Below are 23,192 nucleotides of genomic sequence, written 5' to 3' on the forward strand. Positions count from 1 at the left end.
GCGCTTGGTGGCAGCAGGTCCAGCGATGTTCAGAAGCTGTAGGCGAGGCCGACGCTGCCCAGCCACTGGCTGCGCGAGCCGGCGACGCTGGTGACGGGCGAGGCGCCGAAATCGCCAAGCAGCTTGCGGTAGGTGCCGCCGGCGAAGAGCTGGAGGCCGTGGGTGAGGTCGCCGGTGAGCGAGACCATCCCGCCCAGGCCTGCCGTCCAGTCCTTCCAGCCGCCCTCGGCATTATAGGCCGGCAGGCCGCTCGCCGCCGCGCCGGCGGGGGTGATGCTGAAATAGGCGTCGGCATAGCCATTCTCGACGCGAGTGGCCGAGAAGAAGGTGCCGACCATCGCCTTGCGGCTGAGCGGCGTGACATAGGTGACCGAGGGGACGAGCACGCCGGCATCGGTAGTGCCGGTCACGTCGCGGCGGTAGGAGACGCGGACGGCGAGCCGGTCATAGTCGCTGGTGACGATCCCGCTCTTGGCGACCCCGACGAACCCGCCGAGTTCGACCGCGGTATCGACCTTGCCGAGCGCCTTGATCCGCACATCCTCGATGCCCTTCACGCTGGAGCGGTTGAGGTTGACGTTGACCGTCGGGCCGAACTGGAGGTCGAGGCCGCCATCGCCCTTGTCGGGGATCAGATCGACGCTGAGCCGGGTGCCGGCAAGCTCGAAGGCGAAACCCCCGAGGCGGCCGATCGCGCCGGGCGCCGGGGCCCAGCGATAATCGTCCGAGCCCTCATAATCGGGCAAGGTAGCGACGCCGATGCCGACCGTGGCGTAATCACCCTCCTGCGCGGCGGACGCGCCGCGTCCCTGGGCGAAAGCGGGCGTAGTGGCGAGACAAAGCGTGGCGAGGAACGCAAGGCTACGGATACGCATGAACCGGGTTTCCCTGTATTAAAGGCGCGCAACGCTGTCCGCGCCGGCCCGGTTCCGGATGATTACTTGCTAATCAGCCGGTGTTGCTTTTGCGCACCTTGGCCGCACCGAAGCTTCCCAGCCGCGCATCTGTGCCGCACAGCCGGTCCCAATGGCGGAAGTACAGGCCGTAATTGCTGTTGTAGCGCTCGTGATGGCGCTGGTGGTGGCTGGCGGTGATCAGCCAGGCGCCCAGGGGCCCCTGCCAGATCCAGCGCGGCCAGATCTCCCAGCCCATGTGATTGGTGACGCCCATCACCGTCATGATCGTGAGCACCAGCCCGAGCGCGCCGACATGGATCGGGATCAGGAAAACCAGCGCCGGGATCACTACCGCGCCGGTGATCGCCTCGAGCGGATGAAAGCTCATCGCCGCCCAGGCCGTCGGTGGACGGCTGGCGTGGTGGACGGCGTGCATCCGGCGGAACAGCGCGGGGACGTGCATCCAGCGATGCGTCCAATAGAACCAGCTATCGTGCGCGAGCAGGTAGAGCAGCATCGATACCGGCAAATACCAGAGCGGGAAGGCGTGGAGGTCGGTATAGATCCGCGTCCAACCATGGTTGGCCCAGCCCCAGGCGACGACGCCGGCGGGCACGCCATAGATCGCCGCGGAGGCGAGGCTCCAGCCGATCTCGCGGCGGATCTGCCTGTCGAGGCCTTGGTAGAGCCCCGGGTGCTTGAGCCGCGTCGCCAGCGCGAAGCCGCCGCTCGCCAGCAGATAGCGGATGCCGACGATCAGCGTCATCGCGAGCGCGGAGAGGAGGATGGCGAGAAGCATCAGAGCCTTCCGGCGAGCCCGCCGGGATCATAGGCGAGGCCGTCACCGATCGCATCGATCGTCGGGAGGGTGCCGCCGGGCAGCCGCGTCCAACGGACCTTTTCCGCATCGCTATCGGTCGTGCCATGGGCAGTGCGCACCTTGCGCGTGAGATAGTTGATGCTGAGCGACGAGGTCTCGCCGCTGTTGCGCTGGACGTTCTCGACGTCGAAGCCAATCAGCCGAAGCGCGCCCTCGCGCCAGCGCAGCGTGAAGACGGTGCGCCCCATGCCCCAGCCGCCCGCACTCATGAACCGACCGAGCGTGACGACGACATTGCCGCGCACAATGGTGAGCCCGCCGCCCATCTCGCCATCGGACGAGAACCAGTCATCGGCGCAGGCATTGTCGCGGCGGGGCACCAGGCTGTGGTTCTGCACGACAAGGCGATAGCCGCCGCCGGGCTTTGCGAGCGCGACCCCGAGGATGCGCGGATTGGTGTCGATCGTCTCGCCGCAAAAGCCGCCTTCGTTCTTCAGGACATTGGCGGGGTCGGCCATGTGCAGCGCGAAGGCGAGATCGGGCCGGCCATCGCCGTCCAGATCGCCGGCGGCTTGAGTCTCCAGCGCCCAGCCCGCCGGCACGAAGCCCTGCGCGCCCGCGGCATCGGCGGCGAGAGCCGGATAGCGGACGTTCGGCAGATCATCCTGCGGAACCAGGACGAGCGCGGAGAGTAGAGCGGCGGAGATCATCCGCGCCTTCTAGACTGGTTCGCCGGCCGCGTCATCGCTGCCCGTTTTTTGGGCATCCTTTCGCATCTGCACAAAAATTTACCGCTGGGTAATATTTGATTGCGCGGGAATCCCGCGGAATCGTGGGATTCTTGCCCTTGGCACGCCCCTTGCTCCTGACTCCCCCGGGATAACCGCCAACGAGGGGGCGACATGAAGCTCATCATCGCCATCATAAAACCATTCAAGCTGGACGAGGTCCGCGAGGCGCTCACGGGCGTCGGCGTCGCGGGTATGACCGTTTCCGAGGTGAAGGGGTTTGGCCGCCAGAAGGGCCAGACCGAAATCTACCGCGGCGCGGAATACAGCACCAACATGGTGCCCAAGATCAAGATCGAGGTCGTCGTCGGCTCCGATCTGGCCGACCGGGCCGTGGAAGCGATCCAGGCCGCCGCCAGCACCGGCGCGATCGGCGATGGCAAGATTTTCGTCCTCGATGTCGGCCAGGCCGTGCGCATCCGCACGGGCGAAACCGACGAGACGGCGCTGTAAGATGGGGGTCCAGATGAAACTAGCGATGAAGATTGCCGCGGGAGCGGGGCTGGGCGCCCTGTTCGCCGCGATGCCGGCGCTGGCACAGGCGCCTGCCGCCGCCGCTCCGGTCGTGCCGACCGATGCGATGGTCAACAAGGGCGACGTCTCCTGGATGCTCGTCTCCGCGGCCCTGGTGCTGATGATGTCGGTGCCGGGCCTCGCGCTTTTCTATGGCGGCCTGGTCCGCACCAAGAACATGCTCTCGGTGCTGATGCAGGTGCTCACCATCGTCTGCGTCGCGGGCCTGCTCTGGGTGACCATCGGCTATTCGATGGCCTTCACCAATGGCGGTGACCTGAACCTGTTCGTCGGCGGCTTCTCCAAGGTGCTGATGAAGGGCGTCGATGCCAACACCTTCGCCGCGACCTTCTCGAACGGCGTCTATCTGCCCGAGACGACCTTCGTCGTCTTCCAGATGACCTTCGCGATGATCACCCCGGCGCTGATCGTCGGCGCGTTCGCCGAGCGGGTGAAGTTCACGCCGCTGATCATCTTCGTCGTCCTCTGGTCGATCTTCGCTTATTATCCGATGGCGCACATGGTGTGGTACTGGCCGGGCCCAGACTTCACCGCCGGCCTGCCGAACGACCATGGCTTCCTGTGGGGCAAGGGTGCGCTCGACTTCGCGGGCGGCACCGTCGTCCACATCAATGCGGGCATCGCCGGCCTGGTCGGCTGCCTCGTGATCGGCAAGCGCACCGGCTACAAGCAGGAGCCGATGGCGCCGCACTCGCTGACCATGACCATGATCGGCGCCTCGCTGCTGTGGGTCGGCTGGTTCGGCTTCAACGCCGGCTCCAACCTCGAAGCCAACAAGTTCGCCTCGCTCGCCTTCATCAACACCATGGTGGCCACGGCCGCTGCGGGCGCTGTCTGGGCGATCATCGAGCAGGTGGTGCACGGCAAGCCTTCGCTGCTCGGCGCAGCTTCGGGCGTCGTCGCCGGCCTGGTCGCCATCACTCCGGCCGCGGGCTTCGCCGCTCCGATGACCTCGGTCGTGCTCGGCGCGATCGCTTCGGTGGGCTGCTTCTTCTTCGTCACCACGGTGAAGAACAAGCTCGGCTATGACGATACGCTCGACGTGTTCGGCGTGCACTGCATCGGCGGCATCATCGGCGCCATCGGCACGGCCATCGTCGCCGATCCGGCGCTGGGCGGCCAGGGCTGGATGGACTTCACCGTGATCCCGGCGGTCGCGGGCAAGTATGACATGTCGGCGCAGCTGGTCACCCAGGCGACCGGCGTGGGCGTGACATTGCTGCTCTCGGGCGGCGTGTCGCTGATCCTGTTCCTGCTGCTCAAGTACACCATCGGCATCCGCCCGAGCGTCGAAGTCGAGATGGAAGGTCTCGACATCAACGCGCACGGCGAGCGCGCCTACAATTATTGACGAGATCGGACGCCGCGCACCTCTCCTACACAGCGCGGCGTCCAACCGAGGTTCCTCCTGCGGACGACTTGGGCCGGTGCGAAAGCGCCGGCCCTTTTTTCATATGCGGAGGGCAAGCCGTCCTTCCCCCTCTACCGCTTTGCGGGAGAGGATGCAGGGTTCAGCCCAGATCTTCCTTGATGAACTCGGCGCAGCGTTCGCCGATCACCATTGTCGGCCCGTTGGTGTTGCCGCCGATCAGCCGGGGCATGATCGAGGCGTCGGCGATGTAGAGCCCCTCCATGCCGCGCACCTTGAGGCGCGGGGTGACCACGGCGCCTTCGTCCGAACCCATGCGGGCGGTGCCGACCGGATGGTAGATCGTGTCCGCCCGGGCACGGATCAGCCGTTCGAGCGCGGCGTCGTCATCGAGGTCGATCGGGTAGCGGTCGCGGCCCTTGTACTGGGCGAGCTGGGGTGCCTCGAGCACGCGGTACATGGTCCGCACGCCCTGCTTCAGGGTCTCCATGTCGCGCGGGTCGCCGAGGAAATCGGGATCGATCAGCGGCGCGACGCGCGGATCGAGCGACTGGAGGCGGACGGTGCCGCGGCTCTCCGGGCGCAGCACACAGGCATGGCAGCTGAAGCCATGCCCGGCGACGGCGGCGCGGCCATGATCCTCGACGATGGCGATGAGGAAATGGAGCTGGATATCGGGCCGCGCCAATGCCGGATCGGTGCGCAGGAAGGCGCCACCCTCGGCATAGGGCGTGGTCATCGCGCCCTTGCGGGTGAGCATCCAGCGCGCGATCGCGCCGAGCGACTTGAGCGATCCCGCCGCCGAGCGGCCGAGGAAGAAGCTGCCCGGCGTCTCGAAGGCGGCGACATAGTCGACATGGTCCTGCAAGTTGCCGCCGACCGCGGGCCGATCGATCCGCACCGACAGGCCGCTCTCGCGCAGATGCTCGCCCGGGCCGATGCCGGAGAGCATCAGCAGCTGCGGGGTCTGGAACGCGCCAGCGGCGAGGACGACGGCGCGGCGGGCACGGATCTCGCGCGCAACGCCGTCGCGCTGATAGGCGACGCCCCAGACGCGGCCATCCTCGAACAGCACGCGCTCGACGGTAGCGTCGGTGAGGATCTCGAGATTCTCGCGGCGGGCCAGATAGGCGCGCGCGGCAGTCCAGCGCTCGCCATTCTTCTGGGTGACTTGGTAGAGGCCGGCGCCCGACTGGTGGGCGCCGTTGAAATCGTCGTTGCGCGGGATCTGGAGTTCGCCGGCGGCCTGGATGAACGCCTCGCTGCCGGGATGCGCCCAATGCTGGTCGCTGACCCAGAGCGGGCCCTTGTCGCCATGCCATTCGTCGGCCCCGCGCACATTGTGCTCGGAGCGCCTGAACCAGGGGAGCATCTCGTCCCAGCCCCAGCCGGGGCAGCCGAGATCGCGCCACTCGTCATAGTCGCGCTGGTGGCCGCGGACATAGAGCATCGCATTGATCGCGCTCGATCCGCCCAGGCCGCGGCCGCGGGGCTGGTAGCCGCGCCGGCCGTTCAGCCCGCGCTGCGGCACCGTCTCGAACGCCCAGTTGGTCGCGGGCGGCTGGAACGGAAGCATGCCGGGCATGCGCGTCTTGATGCTGGTGTTGCGGCCACCAGCCTCAAGCACGGCGACGCTGTACTTGAGGCCTTCGCTCAGGCGGCCTGCGACGGCGCTTCCGCCCGATCCTCCACCGATGACGACGATGTCGGCTGCTTCCACGCGACCCCCTGTTTTTGCCGCGCTTCCCAGCGCGCCTTTATCACTTCCGATGTATCGCGGCTGCCGTCGTGGCTCCAGCCCGGCGGCGCGAGCATATACCCGATTCGGGACTTCCAGTTCGGCGCTGCCCACACGTCCTTCGCGATGCCGGCCCATTCGTGGAAAGCGGCCCAGAACAGGTTGAAGCTGCCGAGATCCTTGACGATGCCGTAGCGGGGCAGGTCGTCGGCGCGCTCTTCCTCGAAGGTGCCTAGCCACTTGTCCCAGACGATGAAGACGCCGGCATAATTCCGGTCGAGGTAGCGCGGGTTGGTCGCGTGGTGGACGCGGTGGTGCGATGGCGTGTTCATCACCGCTTCGAACCAGCGCGGCATCCGGCCGATCACTTCGGTATGGATCCAGAACTGGTAGATCAGGTTCAGCCCCGCGACGAAGAAGATCATCGCCGGATGGAAGCCGATCAGGAACAGCGGCAGGCGGAAGAGGAAGCTCGCGCTGATGAAGCCGGTCCAGGTCTGCCGCAACGCCGTGGTCAGGTTATAATGCTGGCTCGAATGATGGATGACATGGCTCGCCCAGAACCAGCGGACGCGGTGCGCGCCGCGGTGGAACGCGTAATAGGCGAGGTCGTCGAGCACGAAGGCGAGGACGAACCAGTACCAGGCGAACCCGATGGTGAAGATGCGGAACTGATAGACCCCCATCGCGATCGCATAGACGAAGCCGGCGGTGAGCAGCCCCGCGATCGTGCTGCCCAGGCCCAGCCCCAGGCTGGTCAGCGTGTCCTTCGGGCAGAAGCGCTTGCGATCGCGCATCCGCGCGACGAACATCTCGGCGAGCACGAGCAGCACGAAGCCCGGAATGGCATAGTTGACCGGATCAGGCAGATGCACGGGCATGGCGCCTGCTTACTTCAATGTCAGTAGCCTGTCACGCCGCGGAGCAGCACGGCACCGAAGCGCCTGTCGCCGCTGTCGATACGCAGGCCCTCGGGCGTCGCTTCGCTGACGAGCGGCAGGCGAAGGTGCCGCGCCGCGACCCGGGCGCCGTGCATCTTGAGCAGCGCGACATCGCCGGCCTTGCCATGGACGAGCGCGGCCTTGCCGTCGCTGCCGAGCAGCGCCTCTCCCGCGTCGAAGCCGGAGATCATCCCCTCGGCGGTCTCACATGCTTCCTGCGGGCTGGCGATGGTGCCGCCGCGTCCCAGGCCGAGCACCCAGGCGACCAAAGTCATCACCAGGATCGAAGCGAGCGAGCCGCCGAAGATGACGAGCTGATTCACGCCTTGCCCGAAAGCTGGTCCAGCAGCGGGCGGATGCCCGAGATGTCATAGCCGGCTTGCGCTGCCTTGGCCGTGATCCCGGCCGGGTCCCCGCCCTTGCTTGCCTCGGCCAGCGCCCACAGATTGCACGAGCGCGTGCCCGAGCGGCAATAGGCCAGCACCGGGCCCTTCGCTTCCGCGAGGGCAGCGGCCATCGCCTCGACCTGGGCGGAGGAAAAGCCGGCATGGGTGACGGGGATAGCAGCATAGCCGAGCCCGGCCGCCTCCGCCGCGGCGCGGATCGCGGCGCCGCCGGGCTGGCCCATCTCCTCCTCGTCGGGGCGGTTGTTGATCACATAGGTGAAGCCCTGCTCGGCGAGCATCGTCATGTCCTCGGCCGCGATCTGCGGGGCAACCGAAATGCTGTCGTCGACGCGGCGCAAGTTGGTCATTGGCTTTCCACCTTCTGTGTTTCGAGGATCGGTTGGCTGGCTGCCCAGGCGGCGACCCGGCGTTCGGCAGCGGTTATGCCCTCGAGCACCGCCTGGGTGGCCGGGGCTTGGCAGCCCATGTCGTAGGTCAGGCTGGCGCCGTCCCAGCGGGCGGTGCCGTAAAATTGATCGGTGATCCGATCGCCGCATTCCATCTCGCGCCCGGCATGCGCCTCGCCCAGGACCAATAGCTTGCGGATCTCGGCGAAGCCAGCGCCGCCGGCGGAGAAGCCGCGCGTCACCCACTGCTTGGGCTGCCAGCCATCGGGCTCGGCCACAGTATAGCGGCCATTGCCCGCCGCATCGATCGTCCAGTGCGAGACCAAATGGCCCCAGCTGTTGCGGTTCATCGAGATGGTGGAGACCGCAGGCGGCACCTCGACATGCGGCGCGGGCGCACAGGCGCCCAGCAACAGGGCAGAGGCGAGTAACAGTCTCACGCGGCCTCGCGGATCACTTGCAGGAAGGCGTCACCATAAGCATCGAGCTTGCGCGCGCCAACGCCGGAGATGTTACCCAGCGCGGCGATGCTGCCCGGCCTCATCAGCGCCATGTCGCGCAGCACCGAATCGTGGAAGATCACATAAGGCGGCAGCCCGGTCTCCTGGGCGATCTCGCGGCGCTTGGCACGCAGCGCCTCGAACAGCGGGTTGCCGACCGGATTGTCCCCGCCCGCCTTGCTCCCGCGCCGGCGGCGCTCGCGCTTGGGGGGCAGGACGAGTTCGACCTTGGCGCCGCCCTTGAGGATCGCCTTGGCCTCGGGACCGAATTCAAGGCCGCCATGCTCATTGGCGCGCAGCGCGTCGCGCAGCAGCAGCGCGCGGGCGACGGGCTTGATCAGCGCGACCTCGTCACCCTCGACGATGCCGAACACCGAGAGCGCCTCATGCCCGTTGGTCAGGCTGCGATCGGTCGACTGGCCGAGCAATATGCTCTCGATATAGCCGACGCCGAACATCATGCCGGTGCGGAACACCGCGGAGAGGAATTTCTGCGCCGTCACCGTCACGTCGATCGCAGCGGGGGCATTGAGGCAATTGTCGCAATTGCCGCAGCTCTCCGGCGCATCATTCTCGCCGAAATGCTTGAGCAGGATGCGGCGGCGGCAGCCTGCGGTCTCGACCAGCGCGCCGAGTGCCGTCAGGCGCGTGCGCTCGCCGGGCTGCCGGGCTGGCTCGACTTCGCCGATCCGCTGGCGGGCGCGGGCGAAATCATCGGCGCCCCAGAAGAGATGCGCCACCGCCGGATCGCCGTCGCGCCCGGCGCGGCCGGTTTCCTGGTAATAGGCCTCGATCGACTTGGGCAGGCCGGCATGGGCGACGAAGCGGACATCGGGCTTGTCGATGCCCATGCCGAAGGCGACCGTCGCCACGACGACCATGTCCTCGCTCGCGACGAACGCCGCCTGGTTGCGGCGGCGGACATCGGGATCGAGCCCGGCATGATAGGGAACGACCCGGCGCCCCGTCTCGGTGGCAAGCTTCTCGGCGAGCTTCTCCACGCCGGCGCGGGTCTGGGCATAGACGATGCCGGGGCCCGGCGTTTCGGCGATCAGGTCGATCACCTGCCGCGTAGTGTTCTCGCGCGGGGTGATCGCATAGCGGATATTGGGCCGGTCGAAGCCGGCGACGATCAACCCGTCCTGCGGGATGCCGAGCTGCTCGAGGATGTCGGCGCGGGTATGCGCGTCCGCCGTGGCGGTGAGGGCGAGGCGCGGCACGTCGGGGAAGCGATCGAGCAGCGGACGCAGCAGGCGGTAATCGGGGCGGAAATCATGCCCCCATTCGGAGACGCAGTGCGCTTCGTCGATCGCGAACAGGCTGAGCTTGGCCTGGGTGAGCAGGTTGCGGAAGCCTTCGCCCGAGGCGCGCTCGGGAGCGATATAGAGCAGGTCGAGCTCGCCGGCGCGGAAACGCTCGATCGTCTCGGCGCGGTTGTCGTCGACCGATGTCAGCGTCGCCGCGCGGATGCCGACGGCCTCGGCGGCGCGGAGCTGGTCGTGCATCAGCGCGATCAACGGGCTCACCACGACGCAGGTGCCCTCGAGCATCACTGCGGGCAGTTGATAGGTGAGCGATTTGCCCGCACCGGTGGGCATCACCGCAAGCGTGCGATCGCCGGCGAGGACACGGCTAACCACCTGATCCTGGACGCCGCGAAATGCGTCGAAGCCGAATACGCGGCGGAGGGTTTCGGTGGGGGGAGCCATCACGGGCGGTTAGCGGGGGCGGGGTGCCAAAGTCGAGGCTATTCGCAGCGCGGGCGCCCGCCGTCCCAGCTTTCGAAGGCGAAGCCGGTCAGCTCAATCTTCTCGATCGCATAAGGCCAATGCTCATAGCTACGCTTGGTAGGGAGCAGCGTGCAGACGTCGGTGGCGTCGCTCTTGCCCTTCACCGTGATCCGCGCGCGATAGGCGACGACCTTGTCATAGCCATTGGTGAGCGCGAGCAGGCTGCCCTTGCCATTGCCCACCGGGAAGAAGCGCACCACCAGCTTGTTCGGCGCGATCGGTTCGGGGGGTATCCCGTCGGATTGCAGGTCGGCGGAATTGGGACCCATGGCGTTGGGGAACATCGCGGCGGCCGCCATGGCGATCACATGCGCTTCGAACGGCGAAGGCGCCCTGCCCTGCTGGCGTTCGGTGACGCGCGGCGTGCCATCGAGCGACAGCGAGACCGATTCGCCGATCGCAACGGTAACGACCGGCTGTTCCTGCGCCGCAGCCGGCATTGCCGCAACCATTCCCGCCATCGCCACGATTCCGACCGAATTGTGCATCGCTTTGCTCTCCCGCTGTTCCCGGCGAGTATCCGGCAGGGGCGACACCTGGGCAAGTGTGGTTTGCACCGACGCAGGGGCTCGCCTAGCCTCGCACCCCATGAACGCATTCCGCATCGGCCGACGCGGCCTGATCGCCGGGAGCGCCGCCGCGCTGCTCCCCTTGCCTGCCGCAGCGAAGGAGGATTGGCGCGCGCTGGGCGGCGAGGTGCGCGAGGCGATGCGCTGGGCGTGGCAGAACTATCGCGAGAAAGCCTGGGGCAAGGACCAGATCCTGCCGATCTCGGGCGGTGCCGAGAGCTTTTCGATCAAGGGGCAGCATGTCGGGCTGAGCCTGATCGAGGCGCTCGACACGCTGTGGCTGATGGAGCTGGATGCCGAGTTCAAGGACGGGGTGCACTGGATCCACGCAAACCTGGATTTCGATGTGGACGGCGAAGTCTCCGTGTTCGAGACGATCATCCGGCTGGTCGGCGGGCTGCTCTCGGGGTACCTCGCGGGCGGCGATCCGGTGCTGCTCGCCAAGGCGAAGGACCTGGCCGACCGGCTGATGCCTGCTTTCACCGCATCGCCGATCGGGTTGCCGCATCGCTACGTCAACCTCAAGACCGGCGCGCTGCGCGGGCCGGTGACCAACCCGGCCGAGATCGGCAGCTGCATCACCGAGTTCGGCATGCTGAGCCGGCTGACCGGGGACGCACGCTATTTCGACGCCTCGAAGAAAGCGCTGGTCGCGCTGTTCGAGCGGCGCTCGAAGATCGGGCTGATCCCCGACGCGGTCGATTGCATGACCGGGGAATGGAAGAGCCGGCGCGCGACGATCGGCCCGCCGTCGGACAGCTATTACGAGTATCTTTGGGATGGGTGGCAGCTGCTCGGCGACCGCGATTGCCTGGCCATGTACAAGGCGTGCACCGCAGCGATCCTCAAGCATCAGCGCAACACGCTGAACGGCGATTTGTGGTTCGTCGATGTCGATTTCGAGACCGCGGCGCGGATCAACTGGGAGCAGGACGAGCTTTCGTCCTTCTATGGCGGGCTGCTGGCACAAGGCGGCGACCGGGCGGTGGGCGAAGCCTATACGCGCAGCTGGGACAAGGTGCAGGCCAGGTACGGCATCCTGCCCGAGGGCTATGACCCGGAAAAGGGCGCGCCGACGTACAAGACCAATGCGTTGCGCCCCGAACTGGCCGATGCCGCGTTCAATCACTGGCTGCTCGACGGCAAGGAAGAATGGCGCACGCTGGTCGCCCGGCATTTCCGCGCGATGCAGCAATGGAACAAGGCGGCCTATGGCTATGCGGTGATGGCCGATGTCACCACCAAGGCGCAGGCGGATCATTGCCCGGGATATTGGTGGTCCGAGCAGATGAAATATTACTGGCTGATCTTCGCTGATTGCCGGCGCTTCGATTACCGGACGAACTATCTCTCGACCGAGGGGAATGTGCTGCTGGGGTTCAAGCGATAACAACCGTCATCCCGGCGAAAGCCGGGGCCCAGAGCCAAGAGCGACACGGCAGAGAAACCCTAGGCCCCGGCTTTCGCCGGGGTCACGGAAAGTTGCGCGAGCGTATCGCCCACAATTTTTCACCGCACCGAGCTTCCCCCCGCCCCTCCCATCGGCCAAAGCACCCTGGATGACTGTGCGCGTGGACATGGGGGTGGACGGCAAGGGCGATGCCGTGTCCATGGACCTCGAGGAGTTGCTGGCGACGCGTCTGCTCGTCCAGGGCAATTCGGGTTCGGGCAAGTCGCACCTGCTGCGCCGCCTGCTCGAACGCAGCGCCGGGCATGTCCAGCAGGTGATCATCGATCCCGAAGGTGACTTCGTCACGCTGAGCGACAAATACGGGCATATCTCGATCGAGGCGGCCGATTATTCCGAGCGCGAGATCGCGCGCTTCGCCACAAGGATCCGCGAGCATCGTGCCTCGGTGGTGCTCAGCCTGGAAGGGCTCGAGGCCGAGGGACAGATGAAGTGCGCCGCGGCCTTCCTCAACGCGATGTTCGATGCGCCGCGCGACCATTGGTACCCCGCGCTGGTCGTGGTCGACGAAGCACAGCTGTTCGCGCCGTCGGGTGGCGGCGAGGTTGCCGAAGACGTGCGGCGCGCTTCCCTCTCGGCGATGACCAACCTGATGTGCCGCGGGCGCAAGCGCGGCCTGGCCGGCGTGATCGCCACCCAGCGGCTGGCCAAGCTCGCCAAGAATGTCGCGGCCGAAGCCTCGAACTTCCTGATGGGGCGCACCTTTCTCGACATCGACATGGCGCGAGCCGCGGACCTGCTCGGCATGGAGCGGCGCCAGGCCGAGGCGATCCGCGACCTGGCGCGCGGGCATTTCCTGGCGCTTGGCCCCGCCGTCTCGCGCCGGCCGATCTCGGTGCAGATCGGCGCGGTCGAGACCAGCGCGCGCAGCGGCAGCCCCAAGCTGACCCCGCTGCCCGAGGCGCCCTCGGCGGAATTGAAGGACCTGCTGCTCGCGCCGGCCGAGCCCGAATGGACCCCACCCGCGCCGCCGACGCCGACCGCCGCGCCGCAACTCGCGTCGGACCGGTTGCTCGAGGCGCTGGCCCGCTCGACGCCCGCGCGCGAGGAAGTGCCGGACGTCGATCCCGAGGAAGCCGCGCAGAAGATCGCCGATGTGCTGCGCGACATCGTCGGCGACGCGGAAAGCAGCTATCGTTCGCCTTCAGTATTGTATCAGGACTTTCTGGTGCGCTGCCGGATGGTCGGGCTGGCTCGGCCACCACTCGATCTGTCCGCATTCGTCCGCCGGCTGTCGGCCGCGCGTGCCGGCATCCACGGCGACCCCGACGAGGAATGGGCGCAGGCGCTCGAAGCCGCCCGCGCGCTGCCCGACGATATGCTCGGACCGTTCCTGCTCGTCGCCCGCGCGGCGCGCGAAGGCGCCCCTTGTCCGAGCGACGGCGAGATCGCGGCGACCTATGGTACCAGCTCGCTGGGCCGCGCCCGCAGGCTGCTGCAATATATCGAGAGCCGCGAGCTGTTCGTGACGCGCACCGACCTTTCCGGAAAGCGCTCGATCACGATCCCGCAGCTCGGCTGGACCACCCAACCCTCCGAAGGCGGCTGAGGCCGGCTTTCCGCCACGCTCCCGCCGCCTTCGCGCAGGAGATTGGGCGAGGGAGGGTCCTTGATGAAATCCGTCGCGCTTGCCGCCATGCTCCTGCTCGCTGCCGATGGCGAGCGCATCGTCGCCGATGCGCCGGTGCCGGCCACCATTCAGGGTACCCGGGCGCAGCTGCGCATCGATCCGGGTGCCCCGTCGATGCCGGTGCTCAACCCCGATTTGGCGGAGAAGGCCGGGCTGCGTGCCGGCCCGTTCGGCACGATGGCGGGGATCGGGCCGGTGCGGGTCCATGGCCGCTCGGCAGTGGTGCGGCTGGACCTGGGACAGGGCGAGTTCAAGCGGCGCGTGACCTGGTTCGACGCCCCCTATGCCGCGGACGCCGATGGCACGATCGGGCCCGGCGGCCTGCCCGATGACCGCATCCGCTTCGTCCTGCGCGCCGACGCGCCGGGCGAGCGGCGGATCGCGCTGCCGCTCGCCGATTTCGGCTATCTCGGCATGGGCAGCGAGATGCAGGTCGGCACGCAGAAGATCCGCATCCTGTTCGCGCTCGCCCGTACCCGGACGATCGCCACGGCGGCAGCCGGCGCTGCGATCGCCGCAGCACGGGATGGCAGCTTCACCGGTGCGGGCGAGACGATGCCGATCCGGTTGGGCGTGCAGCGGCCGGTGCGCGCCGTGACGCTCGCGCGCCCGCTTGCCATTGGTCCGCTGGCGCTCGACCGGCTGTTCGTGCGGACCAGCGACTTCGGCAGCGCCGCGGCGATCCGCGACGCCGACGCGCCCGAAGCCGATCCCGACGAGATCGTCGTCACCGGCGCCAAGCCCAAGGGCAAGCAGCGCTATCTGCTTGAGATCGGCCGCGATGCGCTGGCCGGCTGCTCCTCGATCCTCTTCGACAAGCCGGGAAAGACGGTGACGCTCAGCTGCCGCTAGCCACGCGCCGCAGCCAGGCTTCGGTGACGTCGACATGCGTCAGCGGGAGCATGTGGCCGCCGTCGAGATATTCGACATGGCCGTTCTGGACGTCGGAGGCAGTCTTGCCGCCGTGCAGTTCGGGATCGAGCAGCGCATCCTGGCGGCCATAGAGGATGGCGACCGGCATGCTGATCTCGCCATAGCGGCCCGCCTGGGCGTTCACGCCTTCGGGTGCCTTTTCTAGTTCGTAGCAGCCCATCTGGAAGCTTGCCGGCCGGATGGCGAGCGCGCCGCCAGCCCGAATCGCGAAATCCTCCGGCACCGGATCGGGCGCGAAGATCGCCACGGTCTTGGCCTTGCCGGTGCGCATCGAAAGCGGCACCGCGATCGTCCAGGCGATCGGCGGGCGGAGCCAGGCGGGGACGACCAGGCCCTTCAAGGGCTCGGGCGGGGTATCGACCGGCTGGGTATAGGGGGCGATCAGGCCGAGGCCGCGGACCAGGTCCGGATGGCGCAGCGCCAGGGCCAGGCTCACCGCGCCGCCCATCGAATGGCCGACCAGCAGCGGTTTATCGAGGCCGAGCGCACGGATCGCAGCGGCGATGGCATCGGCCTGGCCCGGAATGTCGAGCCTGGGGCCGGTGAGCGTGGAATAGCCCCAGCCGGGGCGGTCGATCACGATCACCCGGTGGTCGGTGGCGAGCTTGCCGGCCAGCGCATAGGTGAAGACGCGCAGCTGGCTCATGATGCCGTGGATCATCACGATCGCCGGCGCGTCTGCCGCGCCCATCTCGACGACATGGACGCGCACGCCGGGCACTTCGACCTGCCGCCCGTCCATCGGCACCCAGCGCTCGACTCCGCGCGAGACATAGGCGGACCAGAGGACGAGCGCCGCGACCACGACCGCCAGCGCAACCAAGAACCAGATCATTGCCCCTCCTATTCGGCGGGGACCTCCTCGCCGCCTTCGGCCGCGCGCTCCTGCGCCTGCCGTGCCCACATCTCGGCATAGAGACCCTGTTTGCGCAAGAGCTGGGCGTGCGTACCCTGCTCGGCGACGCGGCCCGCCTCGAGCACGACGATGCGATCGGCATGGACCACCGTCGAGAGGCGGTGCGCGATGACGATGGTGGTGCGGCCATGCTCGATCGCCTCGAGCGTCGCCTGGATATCGGCCTCGGTCCGGCTGTCGAGCGCGCTGGTCGCTTCGTCGAGGATCAGGATCGGCGGGTTCTTCACCAGCGTCCGGGCGATCGCAACGCGCTGCTTTTCACCGCCGGAGAGCTTCAATCCGCGCTCGCCCACCCGTGTCTCGAAGCCCTGAGGCAGCGCCTGGATGAAGCCGGCGATCGCGGCACCGCGGGCGGCCGACGCGATCTCGTCACTGCCCGCGCCTTCGCGGCCATAGGCGATGTTGTAGCCGATCGTGTCGTTGAACAGCACCGTGTCCTGGGGAACGATGCCGATGCTCCCGCGCAGCGACGATTGGGTCACGTCGCGGATGTCCTGCCCGTCGATGGTGATGCGGCCGCCGGTGACGTCGTAGAAGCGGTACATCAGCCGGGCGAGCGTCGACTTGCCGGCGCCCGAGGGACCGACCACCGCGACGGTGCTGCCGGCCGGGATATCGAGATCGATGCCCTTCAGGATCTCGCGATCCGGATCATAAGCGAAATGCACGCCCTCGAAGCGGACATGCCCGCTGGCGATGGCGAGCGGCACTGCATTGGCTGCATCCTGCACCTCCGCATTGGCATCGAGCAGGTCGAACATCGCGCCCATGTCGATCACGCCCTGGCGAATGGTGCGATAGACCCAGCCGAGCATGTCGAGCGGGCGGAAGAGCTGGCTGAGCAGCGTCGAGACCAACATCACGTCACCCGGCGTGAAGCGTGCCTGCGACCAGCCATAGACGATCAGCGCCATGCCCGCGCCGAGCATCGTGTTGGTGATCACTGCCTGGCCGATATTGAGCCAGGCCAGGCTGTTCTCGCTGACCGTCGCCGCCTTGGCATAGGCAGTGACCGCATTCTCGTAGCGGGTGGCCTCGCGCTCCTCGGCGTTGAAATATTTCACCGTCTCGAAGTTGAGCAGCGAATCCACCGCATGCGCGACCGCGCCGGTGTCGAGATCGTTCATCTTCTCGCGCAGCTTCGAGCGCCAATCGGTCACCATGCGGGTGAAGCCGATATAGACCACTACCATCGCCACCGTGCCGGCGATCAGCCAGGGATCGAACTTCACCCAGAAGATGCCGATGACGAGCACCAGTTCGAGGATCGTCGGGGCGATGTTGAACAGCAGGAAATAGAGCATCGTATCGATGCTCTTGGTGCCGCGCTCGACGGTCTTGGTGACGGCGCCGGTGCGCCGCTCCAGGTGGAAGCGCAGGCTAAGCTGGTGAAGGTGGCGGAAGACGTCGGCGGCGAGACGGCGAGTCGCGTCCTGCCCCACCCGCTCGAACACCGCGTTGCGAAGGTTGTCGAACAGCACGGTGCCCAGCCGCGCGAGCGCATAGCCGGCGACCAGCGCGATGACGAACCAGACCGCGTCGCGCGAGCCGCCTGCCATCGCATCGATCGCGCCCTGGAGCGCGAACGGGGCGCCGAAGACCTGGACCAGCTTCGAGCAGACCACGAGCAGCAGCGCGATGACGATGCGCGCGCGAAGCCCCGGCGCGTGGCGCGGCCAGAGATAGGGAAGGAAACGCCGCAGCGTCGCGAGCATCGGGCGCTCGCCGGCGGGTGCATCGGGTGTGGAAGCCATTGCCGCTAAATTGGGGCTCCTGCCGTCACGATGCAACGGTTGGCCGCCGCGCGTGTTGTTAACCTTTGGAAGGACGCGGCGAATGGATCAGGTCTTCTATCTCTTGGCGATCATGGGTTGCAGCGACGACAACATCGATTGTCGGCAGAAACGGATCGAGCCGGCACGCTACACAAGCTATGCCAGCTGCCAGGAGGCGATGGCCGGCGCGCTGCAGCGCAACACCGATCTCGACTTCCCGGTGATCGCCGGCGCCTGCCAGCGCCAGACCCCGGAAATTGCGCGCCAGGCTGCTCCGAAAGCGGACGGCAAAGGCCGCTAGCACCTCCCTCCCATTTCAATTATGTTGCAGATGCGAAACTGTTCCGGGGGGAAACGGAATGAAGCAACTGCTTGGGTTGGCAATCGGCCTGGTCGTGGGCGGGGCCGTCATCTTGGGTTTGAACTGGCTGGGCGCCCGATACGCGCTTCCTGATAATTTCATCGCCGACACGCCGCAGGCGGCGGTGGTTGGAGGCTGGGCGCTGGGTGCGCTTGCCGGCGGGGTGGCAGCGGTGCGCCTGGGCGAGTGGCCAATCAGCGGCTGGATCATCGCGGCAATCGGCGTCGGCTATGCGCTGGCGAGCAGCCTGATCAGCCCCCATCCGCTATGGATGCAGATCGCGGCGGTTGCGGCACCCTTGCTTGCCGGCGTCGTGGTTTCGGGAGTGGCGCGGCCCGCTTAACGCGCCGGATTATCTGGGCCGCGTCCAAAGATCGGGATCGCGGGGCATGGCGGGATAGCGGTCCCGCCTACGCAGCGCCTGCCACCAGGACCGGGCGATCCAGCGGAGCTTCTCGAAGCGCGACGTGGTGACGCGGTGATCCCAGGCACGCTCGCCGCGCGCCAGGACCTTCAGCGCGATATCTCCATAGATGCCGGCCGCGGCGAGCACCGCCCAGGCCGAACGGAAGCCGAGCGCAGGCGTGCCTGCCCTCGCGCTCTCCGCATAGTCCGCCGCGCCGCTGGTCAGCCGCATCGCGAGCACGGCGAGGCGCTGGCGGAAGGGCGGCTTCATGTGCTGGCCCGGTGGGATATCCATCTCTGTCAGCCAGTCCTGGGGCAGATAGCAGCGGCCCATCCGGTCATCCGCCTCGATATCGCGGGCGATATTGGCGAGCTGGAAGGCGATGCCGAGGTCACAGGCGCGGTCTAGAGTCGCTTCGTCCTCGGGCGAGACGCCCATGATCACCGCCATCAAGCAGCCGACGGCGCCGGCGACATGATAGGCGTAGCGATAGAGGTCGTCCTCGTGGCGCGGCCCCCATTCGGCGGCGTCGAGGGCGAAGCCATCGACCACGTCCCAGATATAGCGGTGCGGAAGATCGGCTTCGGCAGCGACGATGCGCAGCGCGTCGAAGGCGGGATCGCCGATCCATTGGCCCGCCAGCGCCGCTTCCGTGAGCAGCCGGATGCGGGCGAGGCCGGCCTCGGGATCGGCATCGCTGGCGTCATGGCCGAAATCCTGCCCGTCAGCGAGATCGTCGCAGGCGCGGCACCAGGCATAGAGCAGCCAAGCGCGTTCGCGGGTCTGCTTGTCGAACAGCTTGCTGGCAGCGGCGAAGCTGCCCGAGCCGCGCGCAATCGCTTCCTGCGCCGTCGCGACAATCGCGGCACGCGAAGGAAGCAGCCCGCTCACAGATCGTCGCGCTTCATGCGGACGATCGTCTCGATCGGCTGGGCGGCGGCCATCTTGTCGAGCAGGCCCTCCAGCGTCGTGTCGACGATCAGCATGTTCTGGTGCTGCGGGCGGACAAAGCCGACCGCGCCCATATGCTCCCAGAAATCGACGAGCTTGTCGTAATAGCCGGCGATGTTGAGCAGGCCGACCGGATCGCTGTGATAGCCGAGCTGGGCCCAGCTCAGCGCTTCCCACAATTCATCCATCGTGCCAGTGCCGCCGGGCAGGTTGACGAAGCCGTTCGCCAACTCGGTGAAGCGCGCCTTGCGCTCGTGCATCGTGCCGACGACGTGGAGCTCGGTGCAGCCACGATGCGCGACTTCGGCATTGACCAGCAGCTCGGGGATGATGCCGATCACTTCGCCGCCGGCCGCCAGCGCCGAATCCGCCACCGCGCCCATCAGCCCGAGCTTGCCACCGCCATAGACGACACCGATGCCGCGCTCGGCCAGCGTGCGGCCGACATGGCGCGCGGCCTCGATATAGACGGGGTCGGCCGGGGTGGCCGAACCGCAATAGACTGCGACGCGCTTCATTTCTCGATCTTCCCGATGCCCATGGTTCGGCCCGCCTTCGGCCAGAACGCGTCGTGGGGCAAGCCGGTCACTTGCCCTCTCCCAGCATCAGCCCCGCGGTCGCCTTGGCGCTGCCGACCACGCCTGGGATGCCGGCGCCCGGATGCGTGCCGGCACCGACGAAGAACAAATTGTGGATCGCGTCGTCGCGGTTGTGGGTGCGGAACCAGGCGCTCTGGGTGAGGATCGGCTCGAGGCTGAAGGCAGACCCCAGATGCGCGGCGAGATCGTCGCGGAAATCGGGCGGCGCGTAGCTGAACCTGGTGACGATCCGGTCCTTGAGATCGGGGATCAGCCGGCGCTGCACTTCGGCGAGAATGCGCTCCTCCAGCACCGGGCCGACTTCGCTCCAGTCGGCCGGGAACTTGCCGAGATGCGGCACTGGGCACAGCGCGTAGAAGGTCGAATGGCCTTCGGGCGCCATCGAGGGATCGCTGGCGCTGGGGTGATGGAGATAGAGCGAGAAATCCTCGCTCAGCACGCCATTGTCGAAGATGTCGGTGAGCAGGCCCTGATAGCGCGGGCCGAACAGGATCGAATGGTGCGCGATGTTCGGGAAGGTACCGCGCACGCCGAAATGGACGACGAACAGCGAAGGCGAGAAGCGCTTGCGCTGGAGGCTTTGCGCGGCGCGCTGGCTCGAGCGCGAACCCTTGAGCAGGTCGCGGTAGCTGTGGACGACATCCGAATTGCAGGCGACGGCATCAACTTGCAGTGCGTATCCGCTGGCGGTGCGCACGCCGGTGACGAGATCGCCCAGCGTGTCTATCGCGGTGACCGGATCGCCCAGGCGCAGCTCGCCGCCCAATCGCTCGAAATGGCGGACCATGGCGGCGACGAGCTGGTTGGTGCCGCCCTCCGCCCACCAGACACCGCTCTTGCGCTCGAGCTGGTGGATCAGCGCGTAGATCGAACTCGCGGTCATCGGATTGCCGCCGACGAGCAGCGTGTGGAAGGAGAAGGCCTGGCGGAGCTTCTCGTTGCGGATGAAACTGGCGACCTTGGAATAGACCGAGCGCCAGGCGCCGTACTTCGCCAGCGCGGGCGCGGCGCGGACCATCGACATGAAGTCCTGGAACGCGACATGGCCGAGCTTCACATAGCCTTCCTCGTACACGCCGGCGGCATATTCGAGGAAACGGCCGTATCCGGCGACGTCCTGCGGCTCCAGCCGCGCGATCTCGGCGGCGAGCTGGTGATCGTCGTTCGAATAGTCGAAACGCGTGCCGTCGGGCCAGGACAGCCGATAAAAGGGCGTGACCGGCTTCAGCTTCACGTCGTCCGACATGCGGTGGCCGGAAAGCTGCCACAGCTCCTCCAGCGTCTCGGGCGCGGTGATCACGGTCGGGCCGGCATCGAAGGTGAAGCCGTCCTTTTCCCAGAAATAGGCACGGCCGCCGGGCTTGTCGCGCGCCTCCAGCACTACCGTATCGACGCCCGCCGATTGCAGCCGGATCGCGAGCGCTAGCCCGCCTAGGCCGGCGCCTATTACTGCCGCACGTTTCACTGGAAAGACCCCCGAATTGCCGCAACCGCCTTGCCGATCGGAACGGGTGGCTTGCCGGAAACGATCCGCAGCTGATCGAACAGGGTGGAGTGCCCGGCATAGAAGCGCCCGATCAGCTGGGGATCGAGCTGGTAGAAACGCTGGAGAATGCGGTAACGCTCCTGGGGTTCGGCGGCCTTGAACAACATGGCGGCCAGCATGCGGTAGAAGCGGCGGCGGCGCCATGTCGATCGTGCGAAATCGTGGAGAAGCCGGTGGAGCGCGGCGCCGCTCAGGTCGCTTGCCGCGGCGACGAGCGTGGCGGTGCGCACCGCGTCGGGCAGCGCATAGCTGGTGAGCGGGTGGAACAGCCCGGCGCGCGCACCCGCCTTGGCGACCTTGTTGCCGCCGGCCTGCCAGTAGGATTCGAAATCGCCTCCCATCACCACGGGAAGCGCGCCGCCTTCTTCGCGGACGATGCGGTACACCTGCCAGTTGCTGGTTTCGGCATAGGCATCGAGACGCGTGCCGAGCGTTTCGGGATCGAGATCGGGGGTGTCGCTGTAATAGGTGTCCTCGACGAAGACACAGGTGGGCGAGAAGGGCAGCGCATAGACGAAGCGATAGCCGTCCACTTGCTCGACCTTGGCGTCCATGATCATCGGGCGCTCGAGGTCGTGCGCCGCCGCAAGCTGGAGCTCGCGGCCATAGAATTTCTGCCAGCCGCAATTGAGCGCGGCCATGTCGGCCACGCCGCGGCAATCGATCACGCCCTTGGCCTCGATCCGATCGCCATCGGCGAGGACCACGGCGTTGGGGCTGGCGGCAAGCACCTTGCGCCGGGTCATCACCGCCTGTTCAGGCAGATCGGCGCGAACGACCTGGTCGAGCCGGCGCGATTCGATCGAATAATAGCCCTGCCGCAGCGTGCGAGAGACTTCGGGAAAGGCGACGTCATAGCTGCGCCAGCCATGACCGATCAGCGGCGCGGTGAGCCAGCGGTCCGCCGCCGCGATATCGGTGGCGAAGAACGACCATAGATGATTGCCGCCGATCCGGCTGCCGCCTTCGATGATACGGACATCGCAGTCCGGACGCTTCCGGCGCAGCGCGAGCGCGATCAAGCCGCCGGCCAATCCCCCGCCGACAATCGCCACGTCACAGTTGATCGTTGCGGGCATGCGCCGATGCCTAACCCAGCGATTCGCACGATTCCAACAAAAATACCCCTTCCGTACGAGACGGAAGGGGCAGGTGTGGCGGGAGCGGCGATGATGCGGCCGCACCCGGAGGCTGAAATAAGGTCAGGCGGCCTTGAGCAGCGGCCATTCGGCGGCCATCGCGCGCGCCACGGCCGGGCGGGCGCGCAGGCGTTCCCGGTACGCCGCAAGCACCGGCCAGTCGGTGATCGGCACCTTGGTGAATTCGCTCCAGTTGAGCACGGCGAGCAGATAGGCATCGGCCACGGTGAAGCGATCGTCGAGGAACTCACGGCCCTCGAGATGCTTCGACAGCACCGCAAAGGGCTTGGCATGCCGGGCGCGGGCGGCGTCCTGATCGGCCTCACCATAGCCCTTGCCGAGGATCGGCATATAGACTGCCTTGTGCAGCTCGGTCGCGACGAAGTTAAGCCAGGCGAGCATGCGGTAATGCCCGTCGGAAAAGCCGGTGAAGCTCAGCGCCCCCTCGGGCGCCAGCTCGGCGATATAAGTAAGCACCGCCGGCCCTTCGGTGAGGACGAAGCCGTTCGCGGTCTCGATCGCCGGGACATAGCCCATTGGCGAGATCTCGGTGAAGTCGCGCCCATCGGGCAGGCGCAGATCCTTGGGCACCTGGACGAATTCGGCATCGAGCCCGGCTTCTTCCAGCGCGATACGCGCAGCGAGCGAGCAGGCGAAAGGAGTGAAATACAACTTCATGGCGAGTCTCCCTTGTATTTTGTACGATCTCGCACTAAATTGAGTGGGTCAA

The 23,192-nt window shown here is 67.1% G+C and carries 24 protein-coding genes; 7 read left to right on the forward strand and 17 right to left on the reverse strand.

Annotated features, from left to right (window positions below):
* Positions 1 to 29 precede the first annotated feature (29 nt).
* From AC1RPL_RS15780 to AC1RPL_RS15790, 3 genes are all read right to left on the reverse strand, one after another.
* Complete coding sequence (locus tag AC1RPL_RS15780) at positions 30 to 875, reverse strand: MipA/OmpV family protein (protein WP_493070480.1); 846 nt, start codon at positions 873 to 875, stop codon at positions 30 to 32.
* 73 nt (positions 876 to 948) lie between these two features.
* On the reverse strand, positions 949 to 1,695 hold the full coding sequence (locus AC1RPL_RS15785; protein WP_493070482.1) for a sterol desaturase family protein: 747 nt from the start codon (positions 1,693 to 1,695) through the stop codon (positions 949 to 951).
* Positions 1,695 to 2,426, reverse strand: a complete 732-nt coding sequence (locus tag AC1RPL_RS15790; RefSeq protein ID WP_493070484.1) for a hypothetical protein — start codon at positions 2,424 to 2,426, stop codon at positions 1,695 to 1,697. Before AC1RPL_RS15790 ends, AC1RPL_RS15785 begins: the two co-directional genes overlap by 1 nt.
* Positions 2,427 to 2,618: 192 nt before the next feature.
* Here AC1RPL_RS15790 and AC1RPL_RS15795 point away from each other — a divergent pair, with 192 nt between their 5' ends.
* Together AC1RPL_RS15795 and AC1RPL_RS15800 are read left to right on the forward strand one after the other, a co-directional pair.
* Positions 2,619 to 2,957 (forward strand): P-II family nitrogen regulator, encoded by a 339-nt coding sequence (locus AC1RPL_RS15795; protein ID WP_116839447.1) that lies wholly within the window; start codon positions 2,619 to 2,621, stop codon positions 2,955 to 2,957.
* A gap of 25 nt (positions 2,958 to 2,982) precedes the next feature.
* Positions 2,983 to 4,389: an ammonium transporter gene (locus AC1RPL_RS15800; RefSeq protein WP_493070486.1), complete on the forward strand. Its 1,407-nt coding sequence runs from the start codon at positions 2,983 to 2,985 to the stop codon at positions 4,387 to 4,389.
* Positions 4,390 to 4,549: 160 nt separating this feature from the next.
* Here AC1RPL_RS15800 and AC1RPL_RS15805 read toward each other — a convergent pair whose 3' ends face one another.
* Genes AC1RPL_RS15805 through AC1RPL_RS15835 form a run of 7 tightly spaced genes read right to left on the reverse strand, consistent with a single transcriptional unit; the run spans position 4,550 to position 10,657 of the window.
* Complete coding sequence (locus AC1RPL_RS15805) at positions 4,550 to 6,127, reverse strand: GMC family oxidoreductase (protein WP_493070487.1); 1,578 nt, start codon at positions 6,125 to 6,127, stop codon at positions 4,550 to 4,552.
* Positions 6,061 to 7,026 carry a sterol desaturase family protein gene (locus AC1RPL_RS15810; RefSeq protein WP_493070488.1) on the reverse strand — a complete coding sequence of 322 codons (966 nt, stop codon included), beginning with the start codon at positions 7,024 to 7,026 and terminating at the stop codon, positions 6,061 to 6,063. The genes AC1RPL_RS15805 and AC1RPL_RS15810 overlap by 67 nt, the downstream gene beginning before the upstream one ends.
* 20 nt (positions 7,027 to 7,046) lie before the next feature.
* Positions 7,047 to 7,409, reverse strand: a complete 363-nt coding sequence (locus tag AC1RPL_RS15815; RefSeq protein WP_493070489.1) for a hypothetical protein — start codon at positions 7,407 to 7,409, stop codon at positions 7,047 to 7,049.
* Entirely contained in the window at positions 7,406 to 7,840 is a 435-nt protein-coding gene (locus AC1RPL_RS15820) for a protein tyrosine phosphatase family protein (RefSeq protein WP_493070490.1), read from the reverse strand. The genes AC1RPL_RS15815 and AC1RPL_RS15820 overlap by 4 nt, the downstream gene beginning before the upstream one ends.
* On the reverse strand, positions 7,837 to 8,319 hold the full coding sequence (locus AC1RPL_RS15825; protein WP_493070491.1) for a hypothetical protein: 483 nt from the start codon (positions 8,317 to 8,319) through the stop codon (positions 7,837 to 7,839). The genes AC1RPL_RS15820 and AC1RPL_RS15825 overlap by 4 nt, the downstream gene beginning before the upstream one ends.
* A complete protein-coding gene (recQ, locus tag AC1RPL_RS15830) occupies positions 8,316 to 10,088 on the reverse strand; it encodes a DNA helicase RecQ (protein WP_493070492.1) in 1,773 nt (590 codons plus the stop codon). Before recQ ends, AC1RPL_RS15825 begins: the two co-directional genes overlap by 4 nt.
* A gap of 38 nt (positions 10,089 to 10,126) precedes the next feature.
* Complete coding sequence (locus AC1RPL_RS15835; protein ID WP_493070493.1) at positions 10,127 to 10,657, reverse strand: hypothetical protein; 531 nt, start codon at positions 10,655 to 10,657, stop codon at positions 10,127 to 10,129.
* 100 nt (positions 10,658 to 10,757) lie between these two features.
* Between AC1RPL_RS15835 and AC1RPL_RS15840 the strand changes: the two genes are divergently transcribed.
* The 3 genes from AC1RPL_RS15840 (at position 10,758) to AC1RPL_RS15850 (ending at position 14,688) form a co-directional block, all read left to right on the forward strand.
* Positions 10,758 to 12,128 carry a glycoside hydrolase family 47 protein gene (locus tag AC1RPL_RS15840; protein WP_493070494.1) on the forward strand — a complete coding sequence of 457 codons (1,371 nt, stop codon included), beginning with the start codon at positions 10,758 to 10,760 and terminating at the stop codon, positions 12,126 to 12,128.
* A gap of 169 nt (positions 12,129 to 12,297) precedes the next feature.
* Positions 12,298 to 13,755, forward strand: a complete 1,458-nt coding sequence (locus AC1RPL_RS15845; RefSeq protein ID WP_493070495.1) for a helicase HerA domain-containing protein — start codon at positions 12,298 to 12,300, stop codon at positions 13,753 to 13,755.
* Between the two features lie 63 nt (positions 13,756 to 13,818).
* Positions 13,819 to 14,688: a hypothetical protein gene (locus tag AC1RPL_RS15850; RefSeq protein ID WP_493070496.1), complete on the forward strand. Its 870-nt coding sequence runs from the start codon at positions 13,819 to 13,821 to the stop codon at positions 14,686 to 14,688.
* Here the strand turns inward: AC1RPL_RS15850 and AC1RPL_RS15855 are convergent.
* Entirely contained in the window at positions 14,675 to 15,604 is a 930-nt protein-coding gene (locus AC1RPL_RS15855) for an alpha/beta fold hydrolase (RefSeq protein WP_493070497.1), read from the reverse strand. The genes AC1RPL_RS15850 and AC1RPL_RS15855 overlap by 14 nt on opposite strands.
* 8 nt (positions 15,605 to 15,612) lie before the next feature.
* Positions 15,613 to 17,439 carry an ABCB family ABC transporter ATP-binding protein/permease gene (locus tag AC1RPL_RS15860; RefSeq protein WP_493070498.1) on the reverse strand — a complete coding sequence of 609 codons (1,827 nt, stop codon included), beginning with the start codon at positions 17,437 to 17,439 and terminating at the stop codon, positions 15,613 to 15,615.
* 82 nt (positions 17,440 to 17,521) lie between these two features.
* On the opposite strand from AC1RPL_RS15860, the gene AC1RPL_RS15865 reads away from it, so the two are divergent.
* Positions 17,522 to 17,761, forward strand: coding sequence for a hypothetical protein (locus tag AC1RPL_RS15865; protein ID WP_493070499.1), 240 nt, complete (start codon positions 17,522 to 17,524; stop codon positions 17,759 to 17,761).
* A 58-nt stretch (positions 17,762 to 17,819) separates the two neighbouring features.
* Entirely contained in the window at positions 17,820 to 18,164 is a 345-nt protein-coding gene (locus tag AC1RPL_RS15870) for a hypothetical protein (protein WP_493070500.1), read from the forward strand.
* A gap of 9 nt (positions 18,165 to 18,173) precedes the next feature.
* Here AC1RPL_RS15870 and AC1RPL_RS15875 read toward each other — a convergent pair whose 3' ends face one another.
* The 5 genes from AC1RPL_RS15875 to AC1RPL_RS15895 all read right to left on the reverse strand — a co-directional run bounded on the left by AC1RPL_RS15875 (position 18,174) and on the right by AC1RPL_RS15895 (position 23,140).
* Positions 18,174 to 19,118, reverse strand: a complete 945-nt coding sequence (locus AC1RPL_RS15875) for a phytoene/squalene synthase family protein (RefSeq protein WP_493070501.1) — start codon at positions 19,116 to 19,118, stop codon at positions 18,174 to 18,176.
* Complete coding sequence (locus tag AC1RPL_RS15880) at positions 19,115 to 19,696, reverse strand: LOG family protein (protein ID WP_493070503.1); 582 nt, start codon at positions 19,694 to 19,696, stop codon at positions 19,115 to 19,117. The genes AC1RPL_RS15875 and AC1RPL_RS15880 overlap by 4 nt, the downstream gene beginning before the upstream one ends.
* Positions 19,697 to 19,763: 67 nt before the next feature.
* A complete protein-coding gene (locus AC1RPL_RS15885) occupies positions 19,764 to 21,242 on the reverse strand; it encodes a phytoene desaturase (protein WP_493070505.1) in 1,479 nt (492 codons plus the stop codon).
* Positions 21,239 to 22,402 carry a lycopene beta-cyclase CrtY gene (gene crtY, locus AC1RPL_RS15890; protein WP_493070507.1) on the reverse strand — a complete coding sequence of 388 codons (1,164 nt, stop codon included), beginning with the start codon at positions 22,400 to 22,402 and terminating at the stop codon, positions 21,239 to 21,241. The genes AC1RPL_RS15885 and crtY overlap by 4 nt, the downstream gene beginning before the upstream one ends.
* A gap of 123 nt (positions 22,403 to 22,525) precedes the next feature.
* Positions 22,526 to 23,140, reverse strand: coding sequence for a glutathione binding-like protein (locus tag AC1RPL_RS15895; RefSeq protein WP_493070508.1), 615 nt, complete (start codon positions 23,138 to 23,140; stop codon positions 22,526 to 22,528).
* Between the last annotated feature and the right edge of the window lie 52 nt (positions 23,141 to 23,192).

It is taken from the genome of Sphingomonas sp. GW821-FHT12D09, assembly GCF_058807215.1.

Excerpts from the sequence above, each read along its gene's own strand:
- AC1RPL_RS15780 (WP_493070480.1), bottom strand. The coding sequence starts at position 875 with ATGCGTATCCGTAGCCTTGCGTTCCTCGCCACGCTTTGTCTCGCCACT.
- AC1RPL_RS15785 (WP_493070482.1), bottom strand. The coding sequence starts at position 1,695 with ATGCTTCTCGCCATCCTCCTCTCCGCGCTCGCGATGACGCTGATCGTC.
- AC1RPL_RS15790 (WP_493070484.1), bottom strand. The coding sequence starts at position 2,426 with ATGATCTCCGCCGCTCTACTCTCCGCGCTCGTCCTGGTTCCGCAGGAT.
- AC1RPL_RS15795 (WP_116839447.1), top strand. The coding sequence starts at position 2,619 with ATGAAGCTCATCATCGCCATCATAAAACCATTCAAGCTGGACGAGGTC.
- AC1RPL_RS15800 (WP_493070486.1), top strand. The coding sequence starts at position 2,983 with ATGAAGATTGCCGCGGGAGCGGGGCTGGGCGCCCTGTTCGCCGCGATG.
- AC1RPL_RS15810 (WP_493070488.1), bottom strand. The coding sequence starts at position 7,026 with ATGCCCGTGCATCTGCCTGATCCGGTCAACTATGCCATTCCGGGCTTC.
- AC1RPL_RS15820 (WP_493070490.1), bottom strand. The coding sequence starts at position 7,840 with ATGACCAACTTGCGCCGCGTCGACGACAGCATTTCGGTTGCCCCGCAG.
- recQ (WP_493070492.1), bottom strand. The coding sequence starts at position 10,088 with ATGGCTCCCCCCACCGAAACCCTCCGCCGCGTATTCGGCTTCGACGCA.
- AC1RPL_RS15835 (WP_493070493.1), bottom strand. The coding sequence starts at position 10,657 with ATGCACAATTCGGTCGGAATCGTGGCGATGGCGGGAATGGTTGCGGCA.
- AC1RPL_RS15840 (WP_493070494.1), top strand. The coding sequence starts at position 10,758 with ATGAACGCATTCCGCATCGGCCGACGCGGCCTGATCGCCGGGAGCGCC.
- AC1RPL_RS15845 (WP_493070495.1), top strand. The coding sequence starts at position 12,298 with ATGACTGTGCGCGTGGACATGGGGGTGGACGGCAAGGGCGATGCCGTG.
- AC1RPL_RS15850 (WP_493070496.1), top strand. The coding sequence starts at position 13,819 with ATGAAATCCGTCGCGCTTGCCGCCATGCTCCTGCTCGCTGCCGATGGC.
- AC1RPL_RS15855 (WP_493070497.1), bottom strand. The coding sequence starts at position 15,604 with ATGATCTGGTTCTTGGTTGCGCTGGCGGTCGTGGTCGCGGCGCTCGTC.
- AC1RPL_RS15860 (WP_493070498.1), bottom strand. The coding sequence starts at position 17,439 with ATGGCTTCCACACCCGATGCACCCGCCGGCGAGCGCCCGATGCTCGCG.
- AC1RPL_RS15865 (WP_493070499.1), top strand. The coding sequence starts at position 17,522 with ATGGATCAGGTCTTCTATCTCTTGGCGATCATGGGTTGCAGCGACGAC.
- AC1RPL_RS15870 (WP_493070500.1), top strand. The coding sequence starts at position 17,820 with ATGAAGCAACTGCTTGGGTTGGCAATCGGCCTGGTCGTGGGCGGGGCC.
- AC1RPL_RS15880 (WP_493070503.1), bottom strand. The coding sequence starts at position 19,696 with ATGAAGCGCGTCGCAGTCTATTGCGGTTCGGCCACCCCGGCCGACCCC.
- crtY (WP_493070507.1), bottom strand. The coding sequence starts at position 22,402 with ATGCCCGCAACGATCAACTGTGACGTGGCGATTGTCGGCGGGGGATTG.
- AC1RPL_RS15895 (WP_493070508.1), bottom strand. The coding sequence starts at position 23,140 with ATGAAGTTGTATTTCACTCCTTTCGCCTGCTCGCTCGCTGCGCGTATC.